We start from the raw sequence: 18969 nt of genomic DNA on the forward strand, positions 1-18969 counted from the left end.
GTGCCGCGCGAGTGACGAATGCCGTGCGTCATGACGCGGAGGCGGATGCTTCCGATCCGGTCGGCGCGCATCCGGACGGCTCCGAGACCGTGGCGCCGGTGGGCGTGCGGTCGGAGCTCTCGGACGATGCGGCCGCGCCGCACGGCTCGGAGCCGGGTGGCGACGACGGCGACGACACGGGCTCGGGAGGCGGCGAGCCGAGCACGGGTGGGCCGCACGGAGCGGCCAACGGCACGGCGACGCCCGCGGACAGCGTTTCGACCGAAGCGGCGCCCGTGTCCGGAGCGAACGGATCGCCCGCGTCGGAGTCGGCGCAGACCGGTGGGTCACGCGAATCGGGGGACGGACAGCCATGACAATGCGTGTCGGAGCTACGCGGATGCGGCGACTGAGCGTGCTTGTGGCGGCGGTGCTGGCGGTCGTGGTGCCGCTCACGAGCTGCGCCAGCCTGCCGGAGTCCTCCGCGCCGGAGGCGCTGGGCACCATCAACCGGGAGCCCACCTCCGAGGGGCCGCCGCCACCGGTCGCCGACCGCGATCCCGATCTGCTGCTGCGTGACTTCCTCCAGGCCACCGCCGATCCCACCAACCGGCACCTGGCCGCCCGGCAGTACATGACGCCCGCGGCCTCCACCCAGTGGGACGACGCGGCGGGCACGGTCATCGTCGAGAAACCGGACACGTTGCGAGAGTCGCGCTCGGGAGACAAAGCCAACTACCTGATCCGCGCGCGCAAAGTCGGGGAGCTGTCCGCCGACGGCGGGTACCGCCCCAACGACGACATTCCCTTCGTCGAGAACAAGATCGAGCTGACCAAGATCAACGGCCAGTGGCGCATCGACGAATTGCCCGACGGCGTCGTCATGGACTCCACCGCGTTCTTCAAGTCCTACCGCCGCTACGTGCTGTACTTCATCGATCCGACCGGCAACCTGGCCGCCCCGGACCTGCGCTGGATGTCGGTGCCGAAAGCCCAGCTGGCCCAGCGATTGCTCAGCTCGCTGCTCGAGGGGCCGCAGCCCGCGCTGGCGTCGGTGCTGCGCAACGAGCTGACGCCGCCGATCGCGCTGCGCGGGACGATCACCAAGGCCAACGGTGACCCCGACGGCGTCGGCATCGGGCTCGGTGGTGTCAAGATCGACTTCGCCGGCGCGTCGGCGCTGAACCCGCGCGAGCGCGAACTCCTGGCCGCACAGGTGGTGCTCACGCTGTCCAGTGCCGACATCCTCGGCCCGTACATGCTGCTCGCCGACGGCAAGCCGCTGGACGAGCGATTCGCCGCGAACGGCTGGAGCGTGGCGGACGTGCAGCAGTTCAATCCGGTCTCCTCCGCGCGCAACCAGGCCGGGCTGCACGCGCTGCGTGGCGGCGGGCTGGTCCAGATCGCCGCCAACGGCGGCATCACTCCCGCGCCCGGCTACTTCGGCGCGGTGACGAACTTGCAGTCGGCGACGCTCTCGCCGGACGGTCAGCTGGTGGCCGCGGTGGCGGAAGCCGCACGACCGCCTGGCGTGCCGTCGCGCACCCTGATGGTCGGCACATACGGTGGCAACGCCTTTCCGGTGGCCGAAGGCTTCACCATCTCCCGGCCGTCGTGGACCGCGGACGGCAGCGCGGCGTGGGCGGTGGTCGACGGTGAGCGGGTAATCCGCGCGGTCACCGATCGGGGGACGGGGAACGTGTCGGTGCAGAACGTCGACATCTCGGGGCTGACGGCGGCGTCCTCGGCCACGGCACCCCGGCTGCCGATCACGGAACTGCGCGTCTCGCGTTCCGGGGTGCGCGCGGCGATGATCGCGGACGGCAGGGTGTACGTCGCCGTCGTGGTGCCCCAACCCGACGGAAAGCTGGCGCTGACCTCGGCGCTTCCCGTGGGGGTCGGGCTCAGCACGGCCGCGGTGTCGGTCGATTGGCTCGACGCGGACACCATCGTCATCGCCCGCGAGGGCAATGTGGACCCGGTCAGCACGGTCTCGGTCGACGGCTCGGAGCCGACGCCGCTGACGTCGCAGAACCTGACGGCGCCGGTGCGTTCGGTGAGCGCGAGCCCGGATCATCAGTACGTCGCAGACTCGCGCGCGGTGCTGGAGCTGACCTCCGCTCCCGACCAAGGGCAGCCCTATTGGCGCGAGGTGCCGGGGCTGGGCGCGAACGCCGTCCCTGTGCTGCCTGGGTAGTCCCGCCGCGGCCCCACGTTGACCGCCGAAGGCGCACCGGTATCCCGCGTGGGGCAGGTGGTCATGGGCGAGCGCGAGCAGAGGTGCCGTCGTCAGGGCTCGGTGGATTCAAGGGCCAGCGGCCGGGCAAACGGCGACCGGTCGGCAGCTGAACGTCGGTGCCGCAACGGCGTACGTTCTTCCTTCCAGTGGCATCGCGATCGACGTGATCGAGCGAACATGTCGGGGGCCGGGCGCACACTCGGTCGATGCGAACCCTGCTCGATCTGGTGCTGCCCGCCGCCTGCGCGGGCTGCGGACGTCCCGGAGCCGAGTGGTGCGCCGCCTGCGCCGCCACGCTGTCCGGCCCGCCGGTGCGAGTGTGGCCGCGCACCGATCCCGGCGTTCCGTGCTGGGCGCTCGGGCCGTACGCCGGGCCCGCGCGGCGGGCGGTGCTCGCCGCCAAGGAACGGGGGCGGCGGGATCTGGCGACGCCACTCGGCGCGGCGCTGGCGGGCGCGCTCGCCGAGTTGCGTTCGCCACGCCTGCCGTTGGTGCTGGTGCCCGCACCCAGCAGAGGCATGGCGGCGCGCCGCAGGGGTGGTGATCCGGTATCGCGGGCGGCCGCGGTAGCTGTGCGATGGCTGCCGAACAGCCAGCTGATGCCCCTGTTGCGGATGGGGCGAGGGGTGCGTGATTCGGTGGGCTTGACACCCGCCGAGCGGGCTCGCAACCTGAAGGGGCGGGTGACCACGGCCCCCGGTCCTGCTACCGACTGGGGAGTACCGGCGAATGCCGAGGTGGTGCTGGTCGACGACGTTCTGACCACCGGTGCGACGGCCCGCGAGTCGGTGCGTGCGCTGGAGCGCGCCGGATTGCCGACACGTGGCGTTCTGGTTACGTGTGCTGCTTGACTCCGGGAAATTTGCGTGAACACTGGCGATCAGCGCGTCGGCGGACTAGCGTCGCGGACACACACCCGAACCGCAAGTTTGGAGGTGGCGCCTCGGACCACATGTGCCGAGCAATTGTCGATCGGCACGGCTCAATCCCGCCGCACTGGAATCGGTCGGTGCGGCCAGATCCGGGAGGTACGCGTGACGACTTCTTCACGACCTTCAGTGAAAGATCCCGCTCCTTCGGTGCTGGAAGCCGGCACCCAGGAAACATTCGAGCAACCCGCAACGGAACGACCACGGGCGCCGCGCGGCGACATCGTGGTGAAGGGCCGCAACGTCGAGGTGCCCGATCACTTTCGTGTTTACGTCGCGGAAAAACTCTCCCGATTAGAACGCTTCGATCCATCGATCTTCCTCTTCGACGTCGAGCTGTTCCACGAGCGCAACCGCCGTCAGCGCAAGAACTGCCAGCGCGTCGAAATCACCGCGCGCGGAAAGGGTCCCGTCGTGCGGGCGGAGGCGTGCGCCGACAGCTTCTACGCCGCCTTCGAGTCGGTGACCGCGAAGCTGGAGAGCCGGCTGCGCCGCACCAAGGATCGGCGCCGGGTGCACTACGGCGACAAGACGCCGCTGTCGGTCGCCCAGGCCACTGCCGATCTGGTGGACGACTCCCTGTTCGAGCGGCTCGGCGAATCCGGTGCCGCGCACGCGCACGAGGAGGAAGGGCGGGAGCCGGACTACGAAGCGGGTCCCGGGCACATCGTGCGCACGAAGGTGCACTCGGCGACGCCGATGTCCGTGGACGACGCTCTGTACCAGATGGAACTCGTCGGCCACGACTTCTTCCTCTTCCAGGACAAGGAGACCGACCGGCCTTCGGTGGTCTACCGGCGTCACGCCTTCGACTACGGCCTGATCCGCCTGGCCTGACGAAACAGACACCACCCGTCCCCACTTCTCCGGGCATTCGGCTCACCGGCCGGATGCCCGGAGATTTTCGCCGAAACGCCGCTCGCAGGCCACCGGCGTGCCAGCTCGAGCAGCAGTCGCAGATCCGAGTCGATATCGCCGACCGGCAGTCCCGCCGGATCGTGCGACCGCCGCGGTCGCACGGCGGCCCCGCTCGATCTGGCGGCGATGGCCCGCCGGATCTGTGCTACCTGGTCGGCATCGCCCGCGTCGCCCGGCAGGTAGTGCCGCAGGTGCATCAGGGCGTCGCGGATCTCGACCGTCATGCGGAGCAGCCGCGCGTCGGATTCGGCCACGGCATGATCCGGCGCGAGCACGACCTCGGGTACCGCGGCGGTGAGATCGCGCCAGAGCGGCCGCAGGCGGCGGCAGTACCGTCCGGCCCGGTCCCAGCCCGCGCGGGCCCGCAGCGAACCGATCAGCGGCACGGCGAGCAGCGCCGCGCCGAGTGCCGAGGCGGCGAAAGTCGGTGCGGCCCAACGCACCATGGCCGGGTCCGCGCTCGCGCCCGGCCCGGTGAGCTGCACCGCGGAGAAGACCAAGCCGCCGGAACCGACGACCAGGGTCGTCAGCAGGGTGCCGTAGACGATGCGTTCGGCGGTGGAGGATTCGCTCGAGCGCAGTTCGCGCACTGCCGCGCGCCAGGCCAGCCGTCCAACGGCGACCAGCGGAATCCACAAGATCGACCAGACCACCGCCGTCGGCCAGTCCAGGGCTTGCCCCAGCAGCCGGCCGCCCTGCCGCGCCTCGGTGCCGACGGCCAGGATGATCGCGCCTCCGGCCAGCCCGGCCAGGTCGTACACCCGCTGTCGAGCCGCTGCGTGCGTAGGGTCGGCGCCCGACCACAGCCGGGCCGCACCATAGAGACCGGCCACCTCCATCAGCAGTGTCGCCATCGAAAGCTGGTGCAGCAGACTCCCGATCAGCGGCGCGATGCCGCGCTCGAGCAGGATCAGCGTGGCGACACCCCACAGCATGGCCCGATTGAGCAGACGGTCGACCGTGGCTCGGTGCAGCAGGAGGCATCGCCCGAGGACGACCACCGCGACGAAGACGATCAGCGGTATCGCGATGGGCGCCGGGATCGGCGAGGTCACCGCCGCCTGTCGCGGAAGAAGGTGCGGTGCAGCAGCGAATCGCGCCGCGGCGGACGCATCGCGTGCAGCATCACCATGTCGGCGAAGGTCTCGGCGTCGCGCTCCCGGAGGGTGCCGTAGTCGGTGCGGCCGAGCACGTGGGCGATCGACTCGGGCGAGATCGAGGGCAGCAGGTCGGCGACCGCGGCCAGGGTCGGTGTGCTCGCGGGCGGCTCACCGGCTTCGGCTTGCTCCGGACCGTGCCCGAGCAGCATGTGGCCGAGCTCGTGCATGATGATGTGCTCGGCATGCCATTCGGTGGTGTCGGCGCCGTAGACGATGACGTCGCTGTCCTGCTTCGCGATCCACAAGCCGCTGCCCGTGCCGCATCCGGTTCCCGCAAGCAGCGCGGTGTCGATCGGTAACAGGCTGATGCTGCGGCCCCGGTAGGCCGCGACGTCATCCACGTACGTCCGCAGATTCCATGGGTGGGGTATCGGGAGGTCCCGGGTCAAGCTCCGGAACCGGGCCTGGATGGCCATGTGATCGGTCTCCTACAAAAGCTCAGTGGCCCATGTAGGGAAGCATGCTACCGACTCGGCGGCACCGACCCTTCGGTGCTCTGGATGATCTTGGCGAGCATGGCCCGATCGACGTTCGAACCACGCAGCGCGATGCTGGCGACGTTCGCGTCCCGCATGGTGGCGAGCAACTCGAGTTCGCGGTCGATCGCGTCCGCGGTGGAACCGCGGGTGACCAGGTAGTCGGCGGCCACGCCGAAGCCACGCGCCACCGCGGCGAGGATCTCGGCATCGACTGCGGCGCCCGTGTCCGGGTCGTCGAACTCGCCGTCGCGCAGGCGCCTCAGGTAGCCGGGGTGCACCGGTCGGCCGAGGAATTCGCTGACCTGGACGGCGACCGATTCCGTGCTGCGTTCCGGCGCGTCGCGCGGATGCACGACGGCGAACAGTCGATTGATCTTGTGGCTCAGCGCGAGTGCCGCGCCGTCGGGTCCTGTGTCGGTCATGGCTGCCTCGTCACTCGCCGTTTCGCTCCGTTGTCGTCGCCACGTTGGCCGCCAGCCAGCGTGCGCGGAATCGGGCTTCGGTCGCTGCATCGATGTCCTCCGATCGACCGGCCAGCCAGCGGCGGTACCGGCGTTCCTGTAACTCACCGGGGTCACTGGCCTCCGCGGGAACCGCGAGCAGATGCGCGAAGGCCATCTCCACCAGCGGATGCAATTGCCTGCCCGGGCCGCCGTTGCGTTCGAGCATGGCGGTCGCGTACCGCGCGGAGAGCTTGGAGATCACCCGGTTGAGTTCCGCGACCGCCGCGATCACCTGAGGGTCGGTGGTGCGACCGTTCTCGACGGCGTCGTTGAGCCTGCCGGAGGACGCGAGAAGCCCCGTGAGATCGGAGATTTCGAAGCGGATCGCGTCCGGCCCGGCCACGACCGAGTCACCCACGCCGCGCACGGCGTTCGCGGGTTCGTCGGCAGCGGGGACGCCGCCGGCGTAGGTGCGTGCGGCACTGCCCGGCAGCCAGCGCAGCGGGGCGTCGAGCTTGTTCAGCGTCTGCATGCTGATGGCCGCCTCGCCGTCTTCGATCTTCCGGATGGTCGGCGCCGAAGGTCCCCCGAGGTCGCCGATCTGTAGCTGGGTGAGACCGAGCTCGTCCCGGCGTTCTTTGATGATTCGCCCGAATCTCTTCTGCCGCGACAGCTCCGAAGGGCTATGCATAGTGAGTTCATGGTAAGCCGCTGGGAGGTCTTAGGCAAATCAATAGAAACTATTTGGAAAATGATTCGAAAGTTTGGTACCGTACTTTGCGTCGGAAGGCCCAGGGGGAGGGCTGGACGACGGTTCCGGAACGGGCAGGGGCGTTCGCCGGGACGGACGTCCCGGTCTGCCGCTCAACGGTGCGCGGCGGGCCGGTTCAGCGGCGGCGGAGGGGAGTGTCGCTACGTCGGGTTCACCGTCGGCGAAGGGGGTCGACGGTGAACTTACTATAGAGTAAGTTTGGTGGTCCGAGGCTTTCGAAAGGAAATCGCATGGCCACCAAAGCTGCTCGCCGTGCCGTGATCGTGTCCGGTGCGCGCACGCCGTTCGTGCGGGCGTTCACCGGGTACACCACGATGGACTCCATCGCACTGGCCGACGCCGCGGTGCGGGGACTGCTGGAGCGGACGGGGCTGCCCGGCGCGCAAGTGGAGGCGATCGTCTGGGGCGGCGTCATCCTGCCCGGGGCGGCGCCGAACATCGCCCGCGAGATCGCGCTGGACCTGCGGTTGGATCCCGGCTGTGAGGGCTACACCGTGACCAGGGCCTGCGCCTCCGGCTTGCAGGCGGTCACCTCGGCGGCGGCCGCGATCGAGCGCGGCGAATACGACATCATGATCGCGGGCGGTAGCGATTCCACCTCCAATGCCGAGGTCAAGCTGCCGCAGAAGGTGGTGCACGCGGCGGCGCCGCTGGCGCTGGGCAAGCCGAAGCCGAAGGACTACCTGTCCGCGGTCGCGCGGCTGGCGCCTTTCACCGATCTGCTGCCGAGCCGGCCGAAGATCGCCGAGCGCACCACCGGCGAGGTGATGGGCGAGTCGGCCGAGAAGATGGCGCGCATCCACGGCGTGAGCCGCGCGGACCAGGACGAGTTCGCCGCCCGCTCGCACCACCGCGCCGCGGCCGCCATCGACTCGGGCCGCTTCGATGACGAAGTGCTGCGCGTCCGCACCCCCGAAGACGTGGAGATCCAGCGCGACGGATTGGTGCGTGGCGATACCAGCGTCGCGAAACTGGCTGCTCTGAAGCCTGTTTTCGCCGCCGACGGCAGCGTGACCGCGGGCAACGCCAGCCCGCTCACCGACGGGGCCGCCGCGGTGCTGCTGATGAGCGAGGAGAAAGCGTATGCCCTGGGGTACCGGCCGCTGGCGGCGTTCCGGTCCTGGAGCTATGTGAGCGTCGATCCGACCGACCAGGTGCTGATCGGCCCCGCCATCTCCATGCCCCGCGCACTGGAGAAAGCCGGAATGTCGCTGGGCGACGCGGATCTCGTCGATATCCACGAGGCTTTCGCCGCCCAGACCCTGGCGGTGCTCACCGCGCTGGCCAGCGACGAATGGGCCAAGACCCGGTTGGATCGTGACACCGCCGTCGGCGAGGTGGACATCGACAAACTGAACGTGCACGGCGGCTCGATCTCGCTCGGTCACCCGTTCGGCGCGACCGGGGCGCGCATGGTGACCACGATGGCCAGCGAACTTGCCCGCACCGGTAAGGAGACCGCGTTGCTCGGCATCTGCGCCGCGGGCGGAATCGGCGCGTCGGCGGTGCTCGAACGCGTCTGATACGACTGGGGCGGTGTCGCCGGCCGACCGGGAGTTCCGCGTCGGTCGGCGACAGTTCGCTACCGGTGCCGGACGTCGGCGTCAGGGCTTGCCCGGGATGCCCCGCCGCTTGCGTCCCTCGTCCGCGAGGATCCGCAGACAGGTCTGGTGCTTGGTCTCGCCGGGGACGCCTTCCCGACGCAGGCGCAACGTAGCCTGTGCCAGATCGATGCCCAGCTCGCTCGACAGCCGAACAGCATCGACATTGGCCATTGACAAACCTCCTGGAACCGACGAACCACGATGAACAGCACTGCGTAAGACGCAGTTTCGTCCATGTCGTACCCAGTGGGTATTCGATTGAACCCTCAACGATGTGCACAGTTGCGTAACGATGCCCGCGCGGCCGGAAGTCACCCGCGATAGGTCTCGCGGTGCACCGCCTCTGTGAGCGGTCTTCCGGCGCGCCAGCCGAAGCGCTCGAGATCGGGAACGCGCTGGAATTCGCGCACCGGCCCCACGCAGAGCCAGGCAACCGTACGGACGCCCTCCGGGAGTCCGATCAGGCCGGACAGGAAGACAGGATCGTAGAACGACACCCATCCGACGCCGACGCCCTCGGCGGTGGCGGCCAGCCAGAGATTCTGGATGGCCAGAACCGCCGAGTAGATGCCGGTTTCGGGCACCGTCGCCCGACCGAGCACCTGCGGTCCGCCGCGATCGTGGTCGTAGCAGACCACCACCCCGGTGCCGCTCTCCACAATGCCCTCGATCTTGATCGGCTCGAAGGTGGCGGCGCGCTCCGGGGGCAGCGCGTCGCGGAACTCGGCGCGCTTCTGTGCCACGTGCGCGGCGAACTCGCGCAGCGTCGCCGGTTCGCGGACCACCACGAAATCCCAGGGCTGCGAATTCCCCACGCTCGGCGCCCGGTGCGCGGCGTCCAGCAGCCGCCACAATGTCGCATCGTCGACGAGTTCGCCGGTGAACTCCGCGCGCACGTCGCGGCGCCGCCGGATGGCCTCGTAGACGCTCAGAACCTCAGGATGCACCGCCCGAGTCAATCAAACCCGGTGAGCCCGCCGCGCAGGGCGTGGTCTCGCGCGTCGGATTCCGACTGTCGGCCGGTGGCGCCGGAAGTCAGCGTGCCGCGGACTTGCCGCGCCGGGCGAACCGCCGACGCCCCTGGGCGAGCGCGGTGCGCAGCCCGCGGCGCCGTCCGGTCACCGGATCGATGCCTGCCGTGGTGCTGCCTCCGAACTTGCGTTCCGAGGCGGTCTCCGGGGCGTCGTCGGCGGTGGCCCGCAGGTACTTGTTCGGCAGCGAGAGCTTGAGGATGGTGCGCCACGCCTTGAAGTACTGCACCGGCAGCGAGCCGGTGGTGTAGGGCAGGTCGTACTTGTCGGCCAGTTCGCGCACCCGCACGGCGATGTCGGCGTACCGGTTGCTGGGCAGGTCGGGGAACAGGTGGTGCTCGATCTGGTGGCTGAGGTTGCCGGTCATGAAGTGCATGACCGGGCCGCCGGAGATGTTGGCGCTGCCGAGCATCTGGCGCAGATACCACTCGCCGTGGGTCTCGCCGTCGATGTCGGCCTTGGTGAACTTCTCCGCACCATCGGGGAAGTGCCCGCAGAAGATCACGGCGTTGGACCAGACGTTGCGGATCGCGTTGGCGGCCAGGTTCGCCGTCAGCGTGGAGAGGAACGCGCGACCGGTGAGGGCGGGGAAGATCACGTAATCCTTGAGGATCTGCTTGCCCATCTTGGTGAGCGCCTCGTCGCGCCTGCGCTCGAAGTCGGCCCGTTCGGGGGTGCCCGGCTTATACCGGCCCGCCACCAGCTTGCCCAGCTCCAGATGCTGGATGGCCACGCCGTACTCGAAGAACAGCTGCAGCACCAGGTTGTAGATCGGGTTGCCCAGGTTGAACGGTTTCCAGCGCTGGTCGCGCGTCACCCGCAGCAGGCCGTAGCCGATGTCGTCGTCCATGCCCAGCACGTTGGTGTACTTGTGGTGCAGGTAGTTGTGGGTGTGCTTCCAGTGCTTGGCCGCGCCGGTGTTGTCCCACTCCCACGAGCTGGAGTGGATCTCCGGATCGTTCATCCAGTCCCACTGCCCGTGCATGACGTTGTGCCCGATCTCCATGTTCTCGATGATCTTGGCAGTGCTGAGCAGGGCGACGCCGGACAACCAGGCGGCCCGCTTCGGGCTGGCGAACAGCACCGCGCGGCCGCTGATCTCGAGCACGCGCTGCAACCGGATGACGTTGCGGATGTATCTCGCGTCGCGCTCGCCGCGCGAGGCTTCGACTTCTCGCCGGATCGCGTCGAATTCCGCGCCGAGTGCTTCCACGTCGGCCTCGGTGAGGTGCGCGTATTCCTTGACATCCGAGATCGCCATACGGGTTACCTTACCGTAAGTTACGAGAGCGTAGGTTTCCGAGGTGTGGCCCGTGGATGTGTCAAATACCCTATTGCGATACCGGTGACCGAGTGGTAGGTTAGGTCGCCCTTCGCTTGAAGCGGAAACGCTTGTCGCGCATGGCTTTCTCGCGCAGCGCGGCTTGTTCGTGGCGGGCCCGTTCCTGCAGTGCGACCTTGGCCCCGCGTAGCACCTGCCGCTCGTGCTCGGCCTTCTCCTTCAAGGCTGCCTTGGCCTCGCGGAGCATCTCCTTCTCCTGCCGCGCCTTCTCTCGCAGCACGATCTTCGCCTCGTGCAGCGCCGAACGCAGGCCGCGCCGCTTGCCGGTCTCGGGATCGACGCGCAACCAGTGCGTGGACTCCGTGCCGAGCGACGGCAGCGTGATACCGGCGAACTTGCGTTCCGAGGAGGTCTCCGGCGCATTGTCGGCGGTCGCCTTGAGGAACCGGTCCGGCAGCGCCAGCTTGTGGATCGTGCGGAAGGCGAGCAGATACTGCTTGCCCAGCGACCCGGTGGTGTAGGGCAGGTCGTACTTGTCGCACAGCTCGCGCACCCGCACCGCGATCTCCGGGTAGCGGTTGCTCGGCAGATCGGGGAACAGGTGGTGCTCGATCTGGTAGCAGAGGTTGCCGCTCATGAACGCCATGGCGGGCCCGGCCTTGAAGTTCGCGCTGCCGAGCATCTGGCGCAGATACCACTCGCCGCTGGTCTCGTCCTCCAGCTGCTCGATGGTGAACTTCTCCGCGCCGTCGGGGAAGTGGCCGCAGAAGATCACCGCGTACGCCCACAGGTTGCGCACCAGGTTCGCCGTCGCGTTGGCCTTCAGCGTGTGCTTGAACGCCGGGCCCGTGAGCGCGGGATGGATGAGGAAGTCCTTGGCCACCTGGCGGCAGATCTTGCGGGCGAACGCCACGTTCGGCTCCGAGGCGATCTCCCAGCGCGGCGTGTCCGACAGCTCCTTTTCGATGCTCCAGTCGTGCAGCGCGATGCCCCACTCGAAGGTCGCGGCGAGCAGTAGATTCGCCAGCGGCTGCACCAGGTGGATCGGCCGCCACTGCTCGTCGCGGGTCATCCGGAGGATGCCGAACCCGAGGTCCTCGTCCTTGCCGAGCACGTTGGTGTAGGTGTGGTGGGAGTAGTTGTGCGCCCGGCGCCACTGCGCGGAGGGACCTGTCATGTCCCATTCCCACGAGCTGGAGTGGATTTCCGGATCGTTCATCCAGTCCCATTGCCCGTGGCTGACGTTGTGCCCGAGCTCCATGTTCTCGATGATCTTGGCCACCGACAGCAACGCCGTGCCGGCCAGCCAGGCCCAGCGATTGCGGCTGCCGAACAGCACGGCGCGAGCCGCTACCTCGAGACCGCGTTGCGCCGCGATCGCGCGCCGGATGTACTTCGCGTCCCGCTCGCCACGGGACAGCTCCACCGAACGCCGGACGGAATCGAGTTCCTGACCCAGTGTCTCGATATCGGCTGTCGTGAGGTGCGCGAACGCCTTGATGTCGGTGATGGCCACCGGGGTCCTTTCCCTACTCGATCCCCATCGAGGGTACCTGCCGGACTACACGTCCAGGGTGCAGTCGCCCGCCGCGGCCGAGATGCAGGTCTGCACCTTGTCGCCTTCGCGGCGCTCCTCACCGTTGCGCAGGTCGCGCGCGTAGCCGGAACTCAACGTGACCACACAGGTCTGGCAAATGCCCATCCGGCAGCCGAACGGCATCTGCACGCCGGCGGACTCGCCGGCCTCGAGCAGGCTGGTCGCGCCGTCCGCCGCGACGGTGCGTCCGGTCTTGCCGAAGGTGACCGTGCCGCCCTCGCCGATCGCGGAGCGCTCGATCTCGAAGCGTTCCACGTGCAGGCGGTCCGACAGGCCCGCGGCGCGCCAGTGGTTCTCGATCTCGTCGAGCATCCCGGCCGGGCCGCATGCCCACGTGTCGCGTTCGCGCCAATCCGGGAACTGGGTGTCGAGATCGGCGAGCGCGAACTTGCCCCGCTCGGCGGTGAGATGCAGGCGGGTATCGAAGCCCGGGTTGCGCTCGGTCAGCGCCTGCAGTTCCGCACCGAACATCACGTCGTCCGCGGTGCGGGCGGAGTGCAGGTGTGCCACATCGGTGAACAGCTCGCGGCGGTCCAGCGCACGCAGCATGGACATCACCGGGGTGATACCGCTGCCCGCAGTGAGGAACAGCACTTTCCCCGGCGGCGGGTACGGCAGGACGAATCCGCCCTGCGGCGCGGCCAGCCGCACGACGGTGCCGACCGGCACACCGCTGACCAGATGACTGGACAGGAAGCCTTCCGGCATCGCCTTCACGGCGATGGAGATCAGCCGCTTGCCGCCGTGCCCGGGCACCGACCAGTCCGGCGGACAGGTCAGCGAATACGAGCGCCAATGCCAGCGTCCGTCCACCAGGAGGCCGATGCCGATGTACTGGCCGGGCTGGTATTTGAAATCGAAGCCCCACCCCGGCTGGATCACCAGCGTCGCCGAGTCGGCCGTCTCCTTGCGCACCTCCACGACGCGCCCGCGCAGTTCGCGCGCCGACCACAGCGGGTTGGCCAGGTGCAGGTAATCGTCGGGCAGCAACGGCGTGGTCACCCGCGCGACGGCGCCGCGCAGCACGTTCAGCTTCCCGCCGCGCTCGGCTACGCTCGCGGCCGGCGCCTCCAGCCACGCGCGCACGCTTCGCACGGAGAAGCTTCCAAGTTTCGAACCCATCGCTGCCGTTGGTCTCCCTGTCGTCGGATGCGTAGGCCGCCGTCTCGCCGATCGGATGCCTCGCAGCAAGGTTACGGCATCGTAGGTTACGGCGGTGGGCTAGCCCGCGCCCGCCGCCGCGATTCAGAGCAGTTCGAGCAGGAACGGCAGCTCCTGGGCCGCGTACCAGGCCAATTGATGGTCTTCGGCGTCCCCGAGGACGAACTCCGCGTCGGCGTCGCCGAGGTCGGCCGCGTCCACCACGTCGACGGCCTTGGCCACCTGCGGTTCGGCGTCGGCCAGATCGACGTGCACCGAGGCGATCTGCTGGTAGCGGATCGGACCCGCCAGCCGGACCACCGCGTCGTCGAGGTCGGGGCGCAGCTTGGCGCCGGTCACGTCGGCGGCGATCACCGCGCGGCGGTAGACCGGGCTGCCGCCCGCGACCGGCGCGGCCTCGTCGTCGGAGCCCTCCGCCGATCCGATCGCGTCGCGTTCGGCCGCGAGCAGCCGCAGCGACGCGCGGGCGGCTTCGTTCATGGCGACCTCACCCAGCTCCTCGTCGTCGCCGGAGGCGTACGCCTCGCGCAGCGCGGGTGTCACCGCGAACGCGGTCCCGCCGACGGGGGCCAGCTCCCGGCTGTCGACCAGCTCGCGCAGCATCGGCACCGTAGCCGGGATGTAGACCCGCAGCTTCTTCTGATCAGACGCAGGCACCGAGCATCTCCTCCATGGAATCGCGCACCGCCGTGGCGAGCACGCCGATGTCGGCCATCGCGTCGCGGTCGGCGTTGAGACCGTAGAAGACGCGTCCGTCATAGGACGTGATCCCGATACTCGACGCCTGATTGCGCAGCAGTGGCGACACCGGGTACATCTCCAGCATCCGCGCGCCGCCGATGTACATCGGCGCTTGCGGACCCGGCGCGTTGGTGATCACCAGATTGAACGTGTGTTCTGCGAACGTACTCGCCGCGCGCACACTCATCGCATGCAGGCTGGCCGGAGCGAAACCGGCCAGATGCACCAGGGTGCGCGCGCGGACTCCGCGCCGCTGACGCCCGTTGAGTTCGGTGGCGTGCGCGATGTGCGACAGCCGCATCACCGGACTCGGTTCGCCCACCGGCAGATCGATCAGGAACGAGGACACCTCGCTCGCCGAGCGCGCTTGGTCGCCGTCGGTCCCCTCGACGTACACCGACATCGGCACCACCGCCCGCAGCGTGCTGGATTCGGTGAGCGCTTCCCCGCGCGAGAGCAGCCAGTTGCGCAGGGCGCCGGTGACCACCGCGAGGATGGCGTCGTTGATCGAGCAGCCGAACCGAGCGCGGATGGTGCGGTAGTCCGCCAGGTCGGTGCGCACCACGTCGAAGCGGCGGTTGCGCGAGGTGCGGGTGTTCAGGGGGCTGGCGGGCGCGCCGGTCGCCGCGGTGCGCACCGCCGCGACCACCGATTCGACCGCTCTACCCGCCGTCCCGAGCATCGCGAACGCACCCGCGCTCGCGTCCCTGGCCACTTCCAGCGTCCTGCGCGGTTGCGCGGCGAGCTGGGCCAGCGCGCCGACCAGCAGCTCGATGTCGCCGGGTTCGCGTGGCGCGATCCAGTCGTCGCCGGCCAAGTCGCGCGGCGCTGGGCCCGCGTCGAGGATCACGTGGCCGATCTCCAGCGCGGTGTCCCCGTCCACCAGGGCGGAATGGGTCTTGGTGAAAATGGCGCAGCGGCCCTCCGACAGCCGCTCGATCAGGTACATCTCCCACAGCGGCCGGGCCGGATCCAAGGGGTGCGAGGTGAGCCGCGCGACCAGTTCGTGCAGTTGTTCGTCGGTGCCAGGGCCGGGGAGCGCGGAACGGCGGATGTGGTAGGTGATGTCGAACCGGCTGTCCTCGACCCAGACCGGTCGTCCGAGCGACAGCGGGATCTCCCGCACTTTGCGCCGGTACCTCGGCACCAGCGGGAGCCTGCTCTCGACCAGGTCCACCAGCCGGTCGTAGTCCAGAATCGGCCGGCCCGAGCTGTCGCCCGGGTCGGTGTTCCGCACGATCGCGAGAGAGCCGATATGGATCGGGTTGCTACTCGACTCGAGCCGGTAGAAGGCCGTGTCCTGCGGCGTCAGTCTCGTGATCACGCTGACCGGTACTCCTTTTCCCGATGCCGTCCCCGCTTCATTGTGCTGCCGCGGCAACCGTCGCCTCGGCCGTTGTGGCATTTCCGATGAATTCCGTACACGTTTTTTCACGCCGGGGTTCCGTGACACGCTGGTCGATCCGAGTTCGGCGCATAGATTCGATCACAGGGCGGAGCAGTTCGCTGCCCAGCCACGTAGCGCCGCAGGCGCTGCACATCGAGCAGAGCATTACCATGAAGCTTGCAGCGGATTCCGCGCAACCGCGTGGGCCGCACCGGCCCGGGGGCCGACGACACGTTTTGACACACCGACCAGAGGACTGACGAGACCCGTGCCTGCGCTGACACTGACGAGGTTGCTACGGATTGGTGAGGGTCGCGTGGTCAAGCGGCTCTCGCATTTCGCCGACCAGGTCCTCGCCCTCGAACCGGAGTACGAGGATCTCAGCGACGCGGAGCTACGGGCCAAAACGGACGAGTTCCGCGAGCGCTACGCCGAGATGGTCGAGGACGGCGAGACCGATCCGCTCGGCCAGCTGATGGCCGAGGCGTTCGCCGTCGCGCGGGAGGCGTCCTGGCGGGTGCTCAGCCAGAAGCACTACAAGGTGCAGGTCATGGGCGGCGCCGCGCTCCACACCGGCAACATCGCCGAGATGAAGACCGGTGAGGGCAAGACCCTGACCTGTGTGCTGCCCGCCTACCTGAACGCGATCAGCGGCGACGGCGTGCACGTCGTCACGGTGAACGACTACCTGGCCAAGCGCGACGCGGAGTGGATGGGCCGCGTGCACCGCTTCCTCGGCCTCGAGGTGGGCGTGATCCTGGGCGGCATGAGCCCCGCGCAGCGGCGGGTGGCCTACGGCGCCGACATCACCTACGGCACGAACAACGAGTTCGGCTTCGACTACCTGCGCGACAACATGACGCACTCGCTGGACGACCTGGTGCAGCGCGGGCACAACTTCGCGATCGTCGACGAGGTCGACTCCATCCTCATCGACGAGGCGCGCACCCCGCTGATCATCTCCGGGCCCGCCGACGCCTCCTCGAAGTGGTACGCCGAGTTCGCGCGTATCGCGCCGCTGCTGAAGAAGGACTTGCACTACGAGGTCGACATCAAGAAGCGCACGATCGGCGTGCACGAGGCGGGTGTCGAGTTCGTCGAGGACCAGCTCGGCATCGACAACCTCTACGAGGCCGCCAACTCGCCGCTGGTGAGCTACCTGAACAACGCTATCAAGGCCAAGGAGCTCTACACCCGCGACAAGGACTACATCGTCCGCGACGGCGAGGTGATCATCGTCGACGAGTTCACCGGCCGCATCCTGGTCGGCCGGCGCTACAACGAGGGCATGCACCAGGCGATCGAGGCCAAGGAAGGGGTGGAGATCCAGCCGGAGAACCAGACCCTGGCCACGATCACCCTGCAGAACTACTTCCGCCTCTACGACAAGCTCTCCGGCATGACCGGCACCGCCGAGACCGAGGCCGCCGAGCTGCACCAGATCTACAACCTCGGCGTGGTCCCCATCCCGACCAACAAGCCGATGATCCGCGCCGACCAGTCCGACCTGATCTACAAGACGGAGGAGGCCAAGTTCTCCGCCGTGGTCGACGACGTCACCGAGCGGCACGAAAAGGGCCAGCCGGTGCTGATCGGTACCACCAGCGTCGAACGCTCGGAGTACCTGTCCAAGCAGTTCACCAAGCGCGGCATCCCGCACAACGTGCTGAACGCGAAGTACCACGAGAAGGAAGCCGAGATCATCGCCGAGGCGGGCCGCCCGGGCGCGGTGACCGTCGCGACGAACATGGCGGGCCGCGGTACCGACATCGTGCTCGGCGGCAACCCGGACATCATCGCCGACATCCTGCTGCGCAAGCAGGGCTTCGACCCGGTGGAGACGCCGGAGGAGTACGAGCGCGCCTGGCTGCCCACGCTGGACCAGGTCAAAGCCCAGACCGCCGAGGACGCCGAGGCGGTGCGCGACGCGGGCGGCCTCTACGTGCTGGGCACCGAGCGGCACGAGTCGCGCCGCATCGACAACCAGTTGCGCGGCCGCTCCGGCCGGCAGGGCGACCCGGGCGAGTCCCGGTTCTACCTCTCGCTGGGTGACGAGCTGATGCGCCGGTTCAACGGCGCCGCGCTGGAAGCGATCATGACGCGGCTGAACCTGCCCGACGACGTGCCGATCGAGGCCAAGATGGTGTCCAAGGCCATCAAGAGCGCGCAGACGCAGGTCGAGCAGCAGAACTTCGAGATCCGGAAGAACGTCCTCAAGTACGACGAGGTGATGAACCAGCAGCGCACCGTGATCTACGGCGAGCGCGACCGGATCCTGCGCGGTGAGGACATGGAGGGTCAGGTCCAGAACATGATCACCGACGTGATCACCGCGTACGTGGACGGCGCCACCGCGGAGGGCTACGTCGAGGACTGGGATCTGGACAAGCTGTGGACGGCGCTGAAGACGCTGTACCCGGTGGGCCTGGACTACCGGGACCTGACCGGCGAGACCGAGGTCGGCGAGGCGGGCGAGCTGACGCGTGAGGAGTTGCTCGACGCGTTGCTGGACGACGCGCACGCGGCTTACGAGCGCCGCGAGGCCGAGATCGACGGCTTGGCGGGCGAGGGCAGCATGCGCAACCTGGAACGGCAGGTGCTGCTTTCGGTGCTCGACCGCAAGTGGCGTGAGCACCTCTACGAGATGGACTACCTCAAGGAGGGCATCGGCCTGCGCGCGATGGCGCAGCGCGACCCGCTGGTGGAATACCAGCGCGAGGGTTTCGACATGTTCACCGCGATGCTCGAGGGGCTCAAGGAGGAGTCGGTCGGCTTCCTGTTCAACTTGCAGGTCGAGGTGCAGCAGCCGCAGCCGGAAGGCGTCGCCGTCGGCCCCGGCCTGCGTTCGCCGGTCGGAGCCGCCCCCGCACCGCTGCCCACCGAGGAGGCTCGGGTCGCCAACGGGCATGCCGCGCCGGCGGCCTTGCGCGCCAGGGGTATCGATGACACCGCGCCGCGCGGTTTCAGCTACTCCGGCCCGGACGAGGGCGGCCGGGCCGCGGTGCACAGCGACACCGAGGAATACGGCGTGGACGGTGGTCCGCAGCCCACCCGCCGCGAGCGCCGCGAGGCGGCCCGCGCGGAGGCGAAAGGAAGGCGCGGGCCGAAGTCCCGCCGCCGCCACTGATCGAAAGCCGAAGGCGCTCAGGGTTATTCCTGGGCGCCTTCGTCGTTCAGACGATTCGATCGAAGCGATGCGCCGGCCCTCCGCCCGCGGGCATGCTCACATCGAGGCTCGACACGCGAC

General features: G+C 68.8%; 16 protein-coding genes. 5 read left to right on the forward strand and 11 right to left on the reverse strand.

What is annotated here, in order from left to right:
- The first annotated feature begins 352 nt into the window (after positions 1 to 352).
- The 3 genes from lpqB to hpf all read left to right on the forward strand — a co-directional run bounded on the left by lpqB (position 353) and on the right by hpf (position 3984).
- A complete protein-coding gene (gene lpqB, locus QMG86_RS04705; protein ID WP_281877886.1) occupies positions 353 to 2176 on the forward strand; it encodes an MtrAB system accessory lipoprotein LpqB in 1824 nt (607 codons plus the stop codon).
- Positions 2177 to 2424: 248 nt separating this feature from the next.
- Positions 2425 to 3069 carry a ComF family protein gene (locus QMG86_RS04710; RefSeq protein ID WP_281877887.1) on the forward strand — a complete coding sequence of 215 codons (645 nt, stop codon included), beginning with the start codon at positions 2425 to 2427 and terminating at the stop codon, positions 3067 to 3069.
- Positions 3070 to 3369: 300 nt separating this feature from the next.
- Entirely contained in the window at positions 3370 to 3984 is a 615-nt protein-coding gene (hpf, locus tag QMG86_RS04715; protein WP_434085669.1) for a ribosome hibernation-promoting factor, HPF/YfiA family, read from the forward strand.
- On the opposite strand, the gene QMG86_RS04720 is transcribed toward hpf, so the two are convergent.
- The 4 genes from QMG86_RS04720 to QMG86_RS04735 are packed head-to-tail and all read right to left on the reverse strand — an operon-like array spanning position 3960 to position 6838.
- Complete coding sequence (locus tag QMG86_RS04720) at positions 3960 to 5120, reverse strand: MAB_1171c family putative transporter (RefSeq protein ID WP_281877888.1); 1161 nt, start codon at positions 5118 to 5120, stop codon at positions 3960 to 3962. The two genes, hpf and QMG86_RS04720, sit on opposite strands and share 25 nt — an antisense overlap.
- Positions 5117 to 5641, reverse strand: coding sequence for a hypothetical protein (locus QMG86_RS04725; RefSeq protein ID WP_281877890.1), 525 nt, complete (start codon positions 5639 to 5641; stop codon positions 5117 to 5119). The genes QMG86_RS04720 and QMG86_RS04725 overlap by 4 nt, the downstream gene beginning before the upstream one ends.
- A gap of 47 nt (positions 5642 to 5688) precedes the next feature.
- Positions 5689 to 6126: a hypothetical protein gene (locus QMG86_RS04730; RefSeq protein WP_281877891.1), complete on the reverse strand. Its 438-nt coding sequence runs from the start codon at positions 6124 to 6126 to the stop codon at positions 5689 to 5691.
- 10 nt (positions 6127 to 6136) lie between these two features.
- Entirely contained in the window at positions 6137 to 6838 is a 702-nt protein-coding gene (locus QMG86_RS04735; RefSeq protein ID WP_281877893.1) for a helix-turn-helix domain-containing protein, read from the reverse strand.
- 311 nt (positions 6839 to 7149) lie between these two features.
- Here QMG86_RS04735 and QMG86_RS04740 point away from each other — a divergent pair, with 311 nt between their 5' ends.
- Complete coding sequence (locus tag QMG86_RS04740) at positions 7150 to 8442, forward strand: acetyl-CoA C-acyltransferase (RefSeq protein ID WP_281877895.1); 1293 nt, start codon at positions 7150 to 7152, stop codon at positions 8440 to 8442.
- Positions 8443 to 8523: 81 nt separating this feature from the next.
- On the opposite strand, the gene QMG86_RS04745 is transcribed toward QMG86_RS04740, so the two are convergent.
- The 7 genes from QMG86_RS04745 to QMG86_RS04775 all read right to left on the reverse strand — a co-directional run bounded on the left by QMG86_RS04745 (position 8524) and on the right by QMG86_RS04775 (position 15659).
- Positions 8524 to 8694, reverse strand: coding sequence for a hypothetical protein (locus QMG86_RS04745; protein WP_159847352.1), 171 nt, complete (start codon positions 8692 to 8694; stop codon positions 8524 to 8526).
- Between the two features lie 140 nt (positions 8695 to 8834).
- Positions 8835 to 9455 carry a 5,6-dimethylbenzimidazole synthase gene (gene bluB, locus QMG86_RS04750; protein WP_281880776.1) on the reverse strand — a complete coding sequence of 207 codons (621 nt, stop codon included), beginning with the start codon at positions 9453 to 9455 and terminating at the stop codon, positions 8835 to 8837.
- Positions 9456 to 9558: 103 nt separating this feature from the next.
- Entirely contained in the window at positions 9559 to 10815 is a 1257-nt protein-coding gene (locus QMG86_RS04755) for a fatty acid desaturase family protein (protein ID WP_281877898.1), read from the reverse strand.
- A 100-nt stretch (positions 10816 to 10915) separates the two neighbouring features.
- Positions 10916 to 12352: a fatty acid desaturase family protein gene (locus tag QMG86_RS04760; protein WP_281877899.1), complete on the reverse strand. Its 1437-nt coding sequence runs from the start codon at positions 12350 to 12352 to the stop codon at positions 10916 to 10918.
- Between the two features lie 45 nt (positions 12353 to 12397).
- On the reverse strand, positions 12398 to 13555 hold the full coding sequence (locus QMG86_RS04765; protein WP_281877900.1) for a ferredoxin reductase: 1158 nt from the start codon (positions 13553 to 13555) through the stop codon (positions 12398 to 12400).
- 123 nt (positions 13556 to 13678) lie between these two features.
- The gene (locus QMG86_RS04770) at positions 13679 to 14227 is read right to left on the reverse strand and encodes a DUF6912 family protein (protein WP_281880778.1); all 549 of its coding nucleotides are present in this window, start codon (positions 14225 to 14227) and stop codon (positions 13679 to 13681) included.
- 10 nt (positions 14228 to 14237) lie between these two features.
- Complete coding sequence (locus QMG86_RS04775; protein WP_281877901.1) at positions 14238 to 15659, reverse strand: WS/DGAT/MGAT family O-acyltransferase; 1422 nt, start codon at positions 15657 to 15659, stop codon at positions 14238 to 14240.
- A gap of 331 nt (positions 15660 to 15990) precedes the next feature.
- Between QMG86_RS04775 and secA the strand changes: the two genes are divergently transcribed.
- Complete coding sequence (gene secA / locus QMG86_RS04780; RefSeq protein WP_281877902.1) at positions 15991 to 18849, forward strand: preprotein translocase subunit SecA; 2859 nt, start codon at positions 15991 to 15993, stop codon at positions 18847 to 18849.
- Positions 18850 to 18969 lie beyond the last annotated feature (120 nt).

It is taken from the genome of Nocardia sputorum (genome assembly GCF_027924405.1).
Lineage (GTDB): Bacteria > Actinomycetota > Actinomycetes > Mycobacteriales > Mycobacteriaceae > Nocardia > Nocardia sputorum.

Excerpts from the sequence above, each read along its gene's own strand:
- QMG86_RS04765 (WP_281877900.1), bottom strand. The coding sequence starts at position 13,555 with ATGGGTTCGAAACTTGGAAGCTTCTCCGTGCGAAGCGTGCGCGCGTGG.
- QMG86_RS04710 (WP_281877887.1), top strand. The coding sequence starts at position 2,425 with ATGCGAACCCTGCTCGATCTGGTGCTGCCCGCCGCCTGCGCGGGCTGC.
- QMG86_RS04725 (WP_281877890.1), bottom strand. The coding sequence starts at position 5,641 with ATGGCCATCCAGGCCCGGTTCCGGAGCTTGACCCGGGACCTCCCGATA.
- QMG86_RS04730 (WP_281877891.1), bottom strand. The coding sequence starts at position 6,126 with ATGACCGACACAGGACCCGACGGCGCGGCACTCGCGCTGAGCCACAAG.
- QMG86_RS04740 (WP_281877895.1), top strand. The coding sequence starts at position 7,150 with ATGGCCACCAAAGCTGCTCGCCGTGCCGTGATCGTGTCCGGTGCGCGC.
- QMG86_RS04755 (WP_281877898.1), bottom strand. The coding sequence starts at position 10,815 with ATGGCGATCTCGGATGTCAAGGAATACGCGCACCTCACCGAGGCCGAC.
- lpqB (WP_281877886.1), top strand. The coding sequence starts at position 353 with ATGACAATGCGTGTCGGAGCTACGCGGATGCGGCGACTGAGCGTGCTT.
- QMG86_RS04745 (WP_159847352.1), bottom strand. The coding sequence starts at position 8,694 with ATGGCCAATGTCGATGCTGTTCGGCTGTCGAGCGAGCTGGGCATCGAT.
- QMG86_RS04735 (WP_281877893.1), bottom strand. The coding sequence starts at position 6,838 with ATGCATAGCCCTTCGGAGCTGTCGCGGCAGAAGAGATTCGGGCGAATC.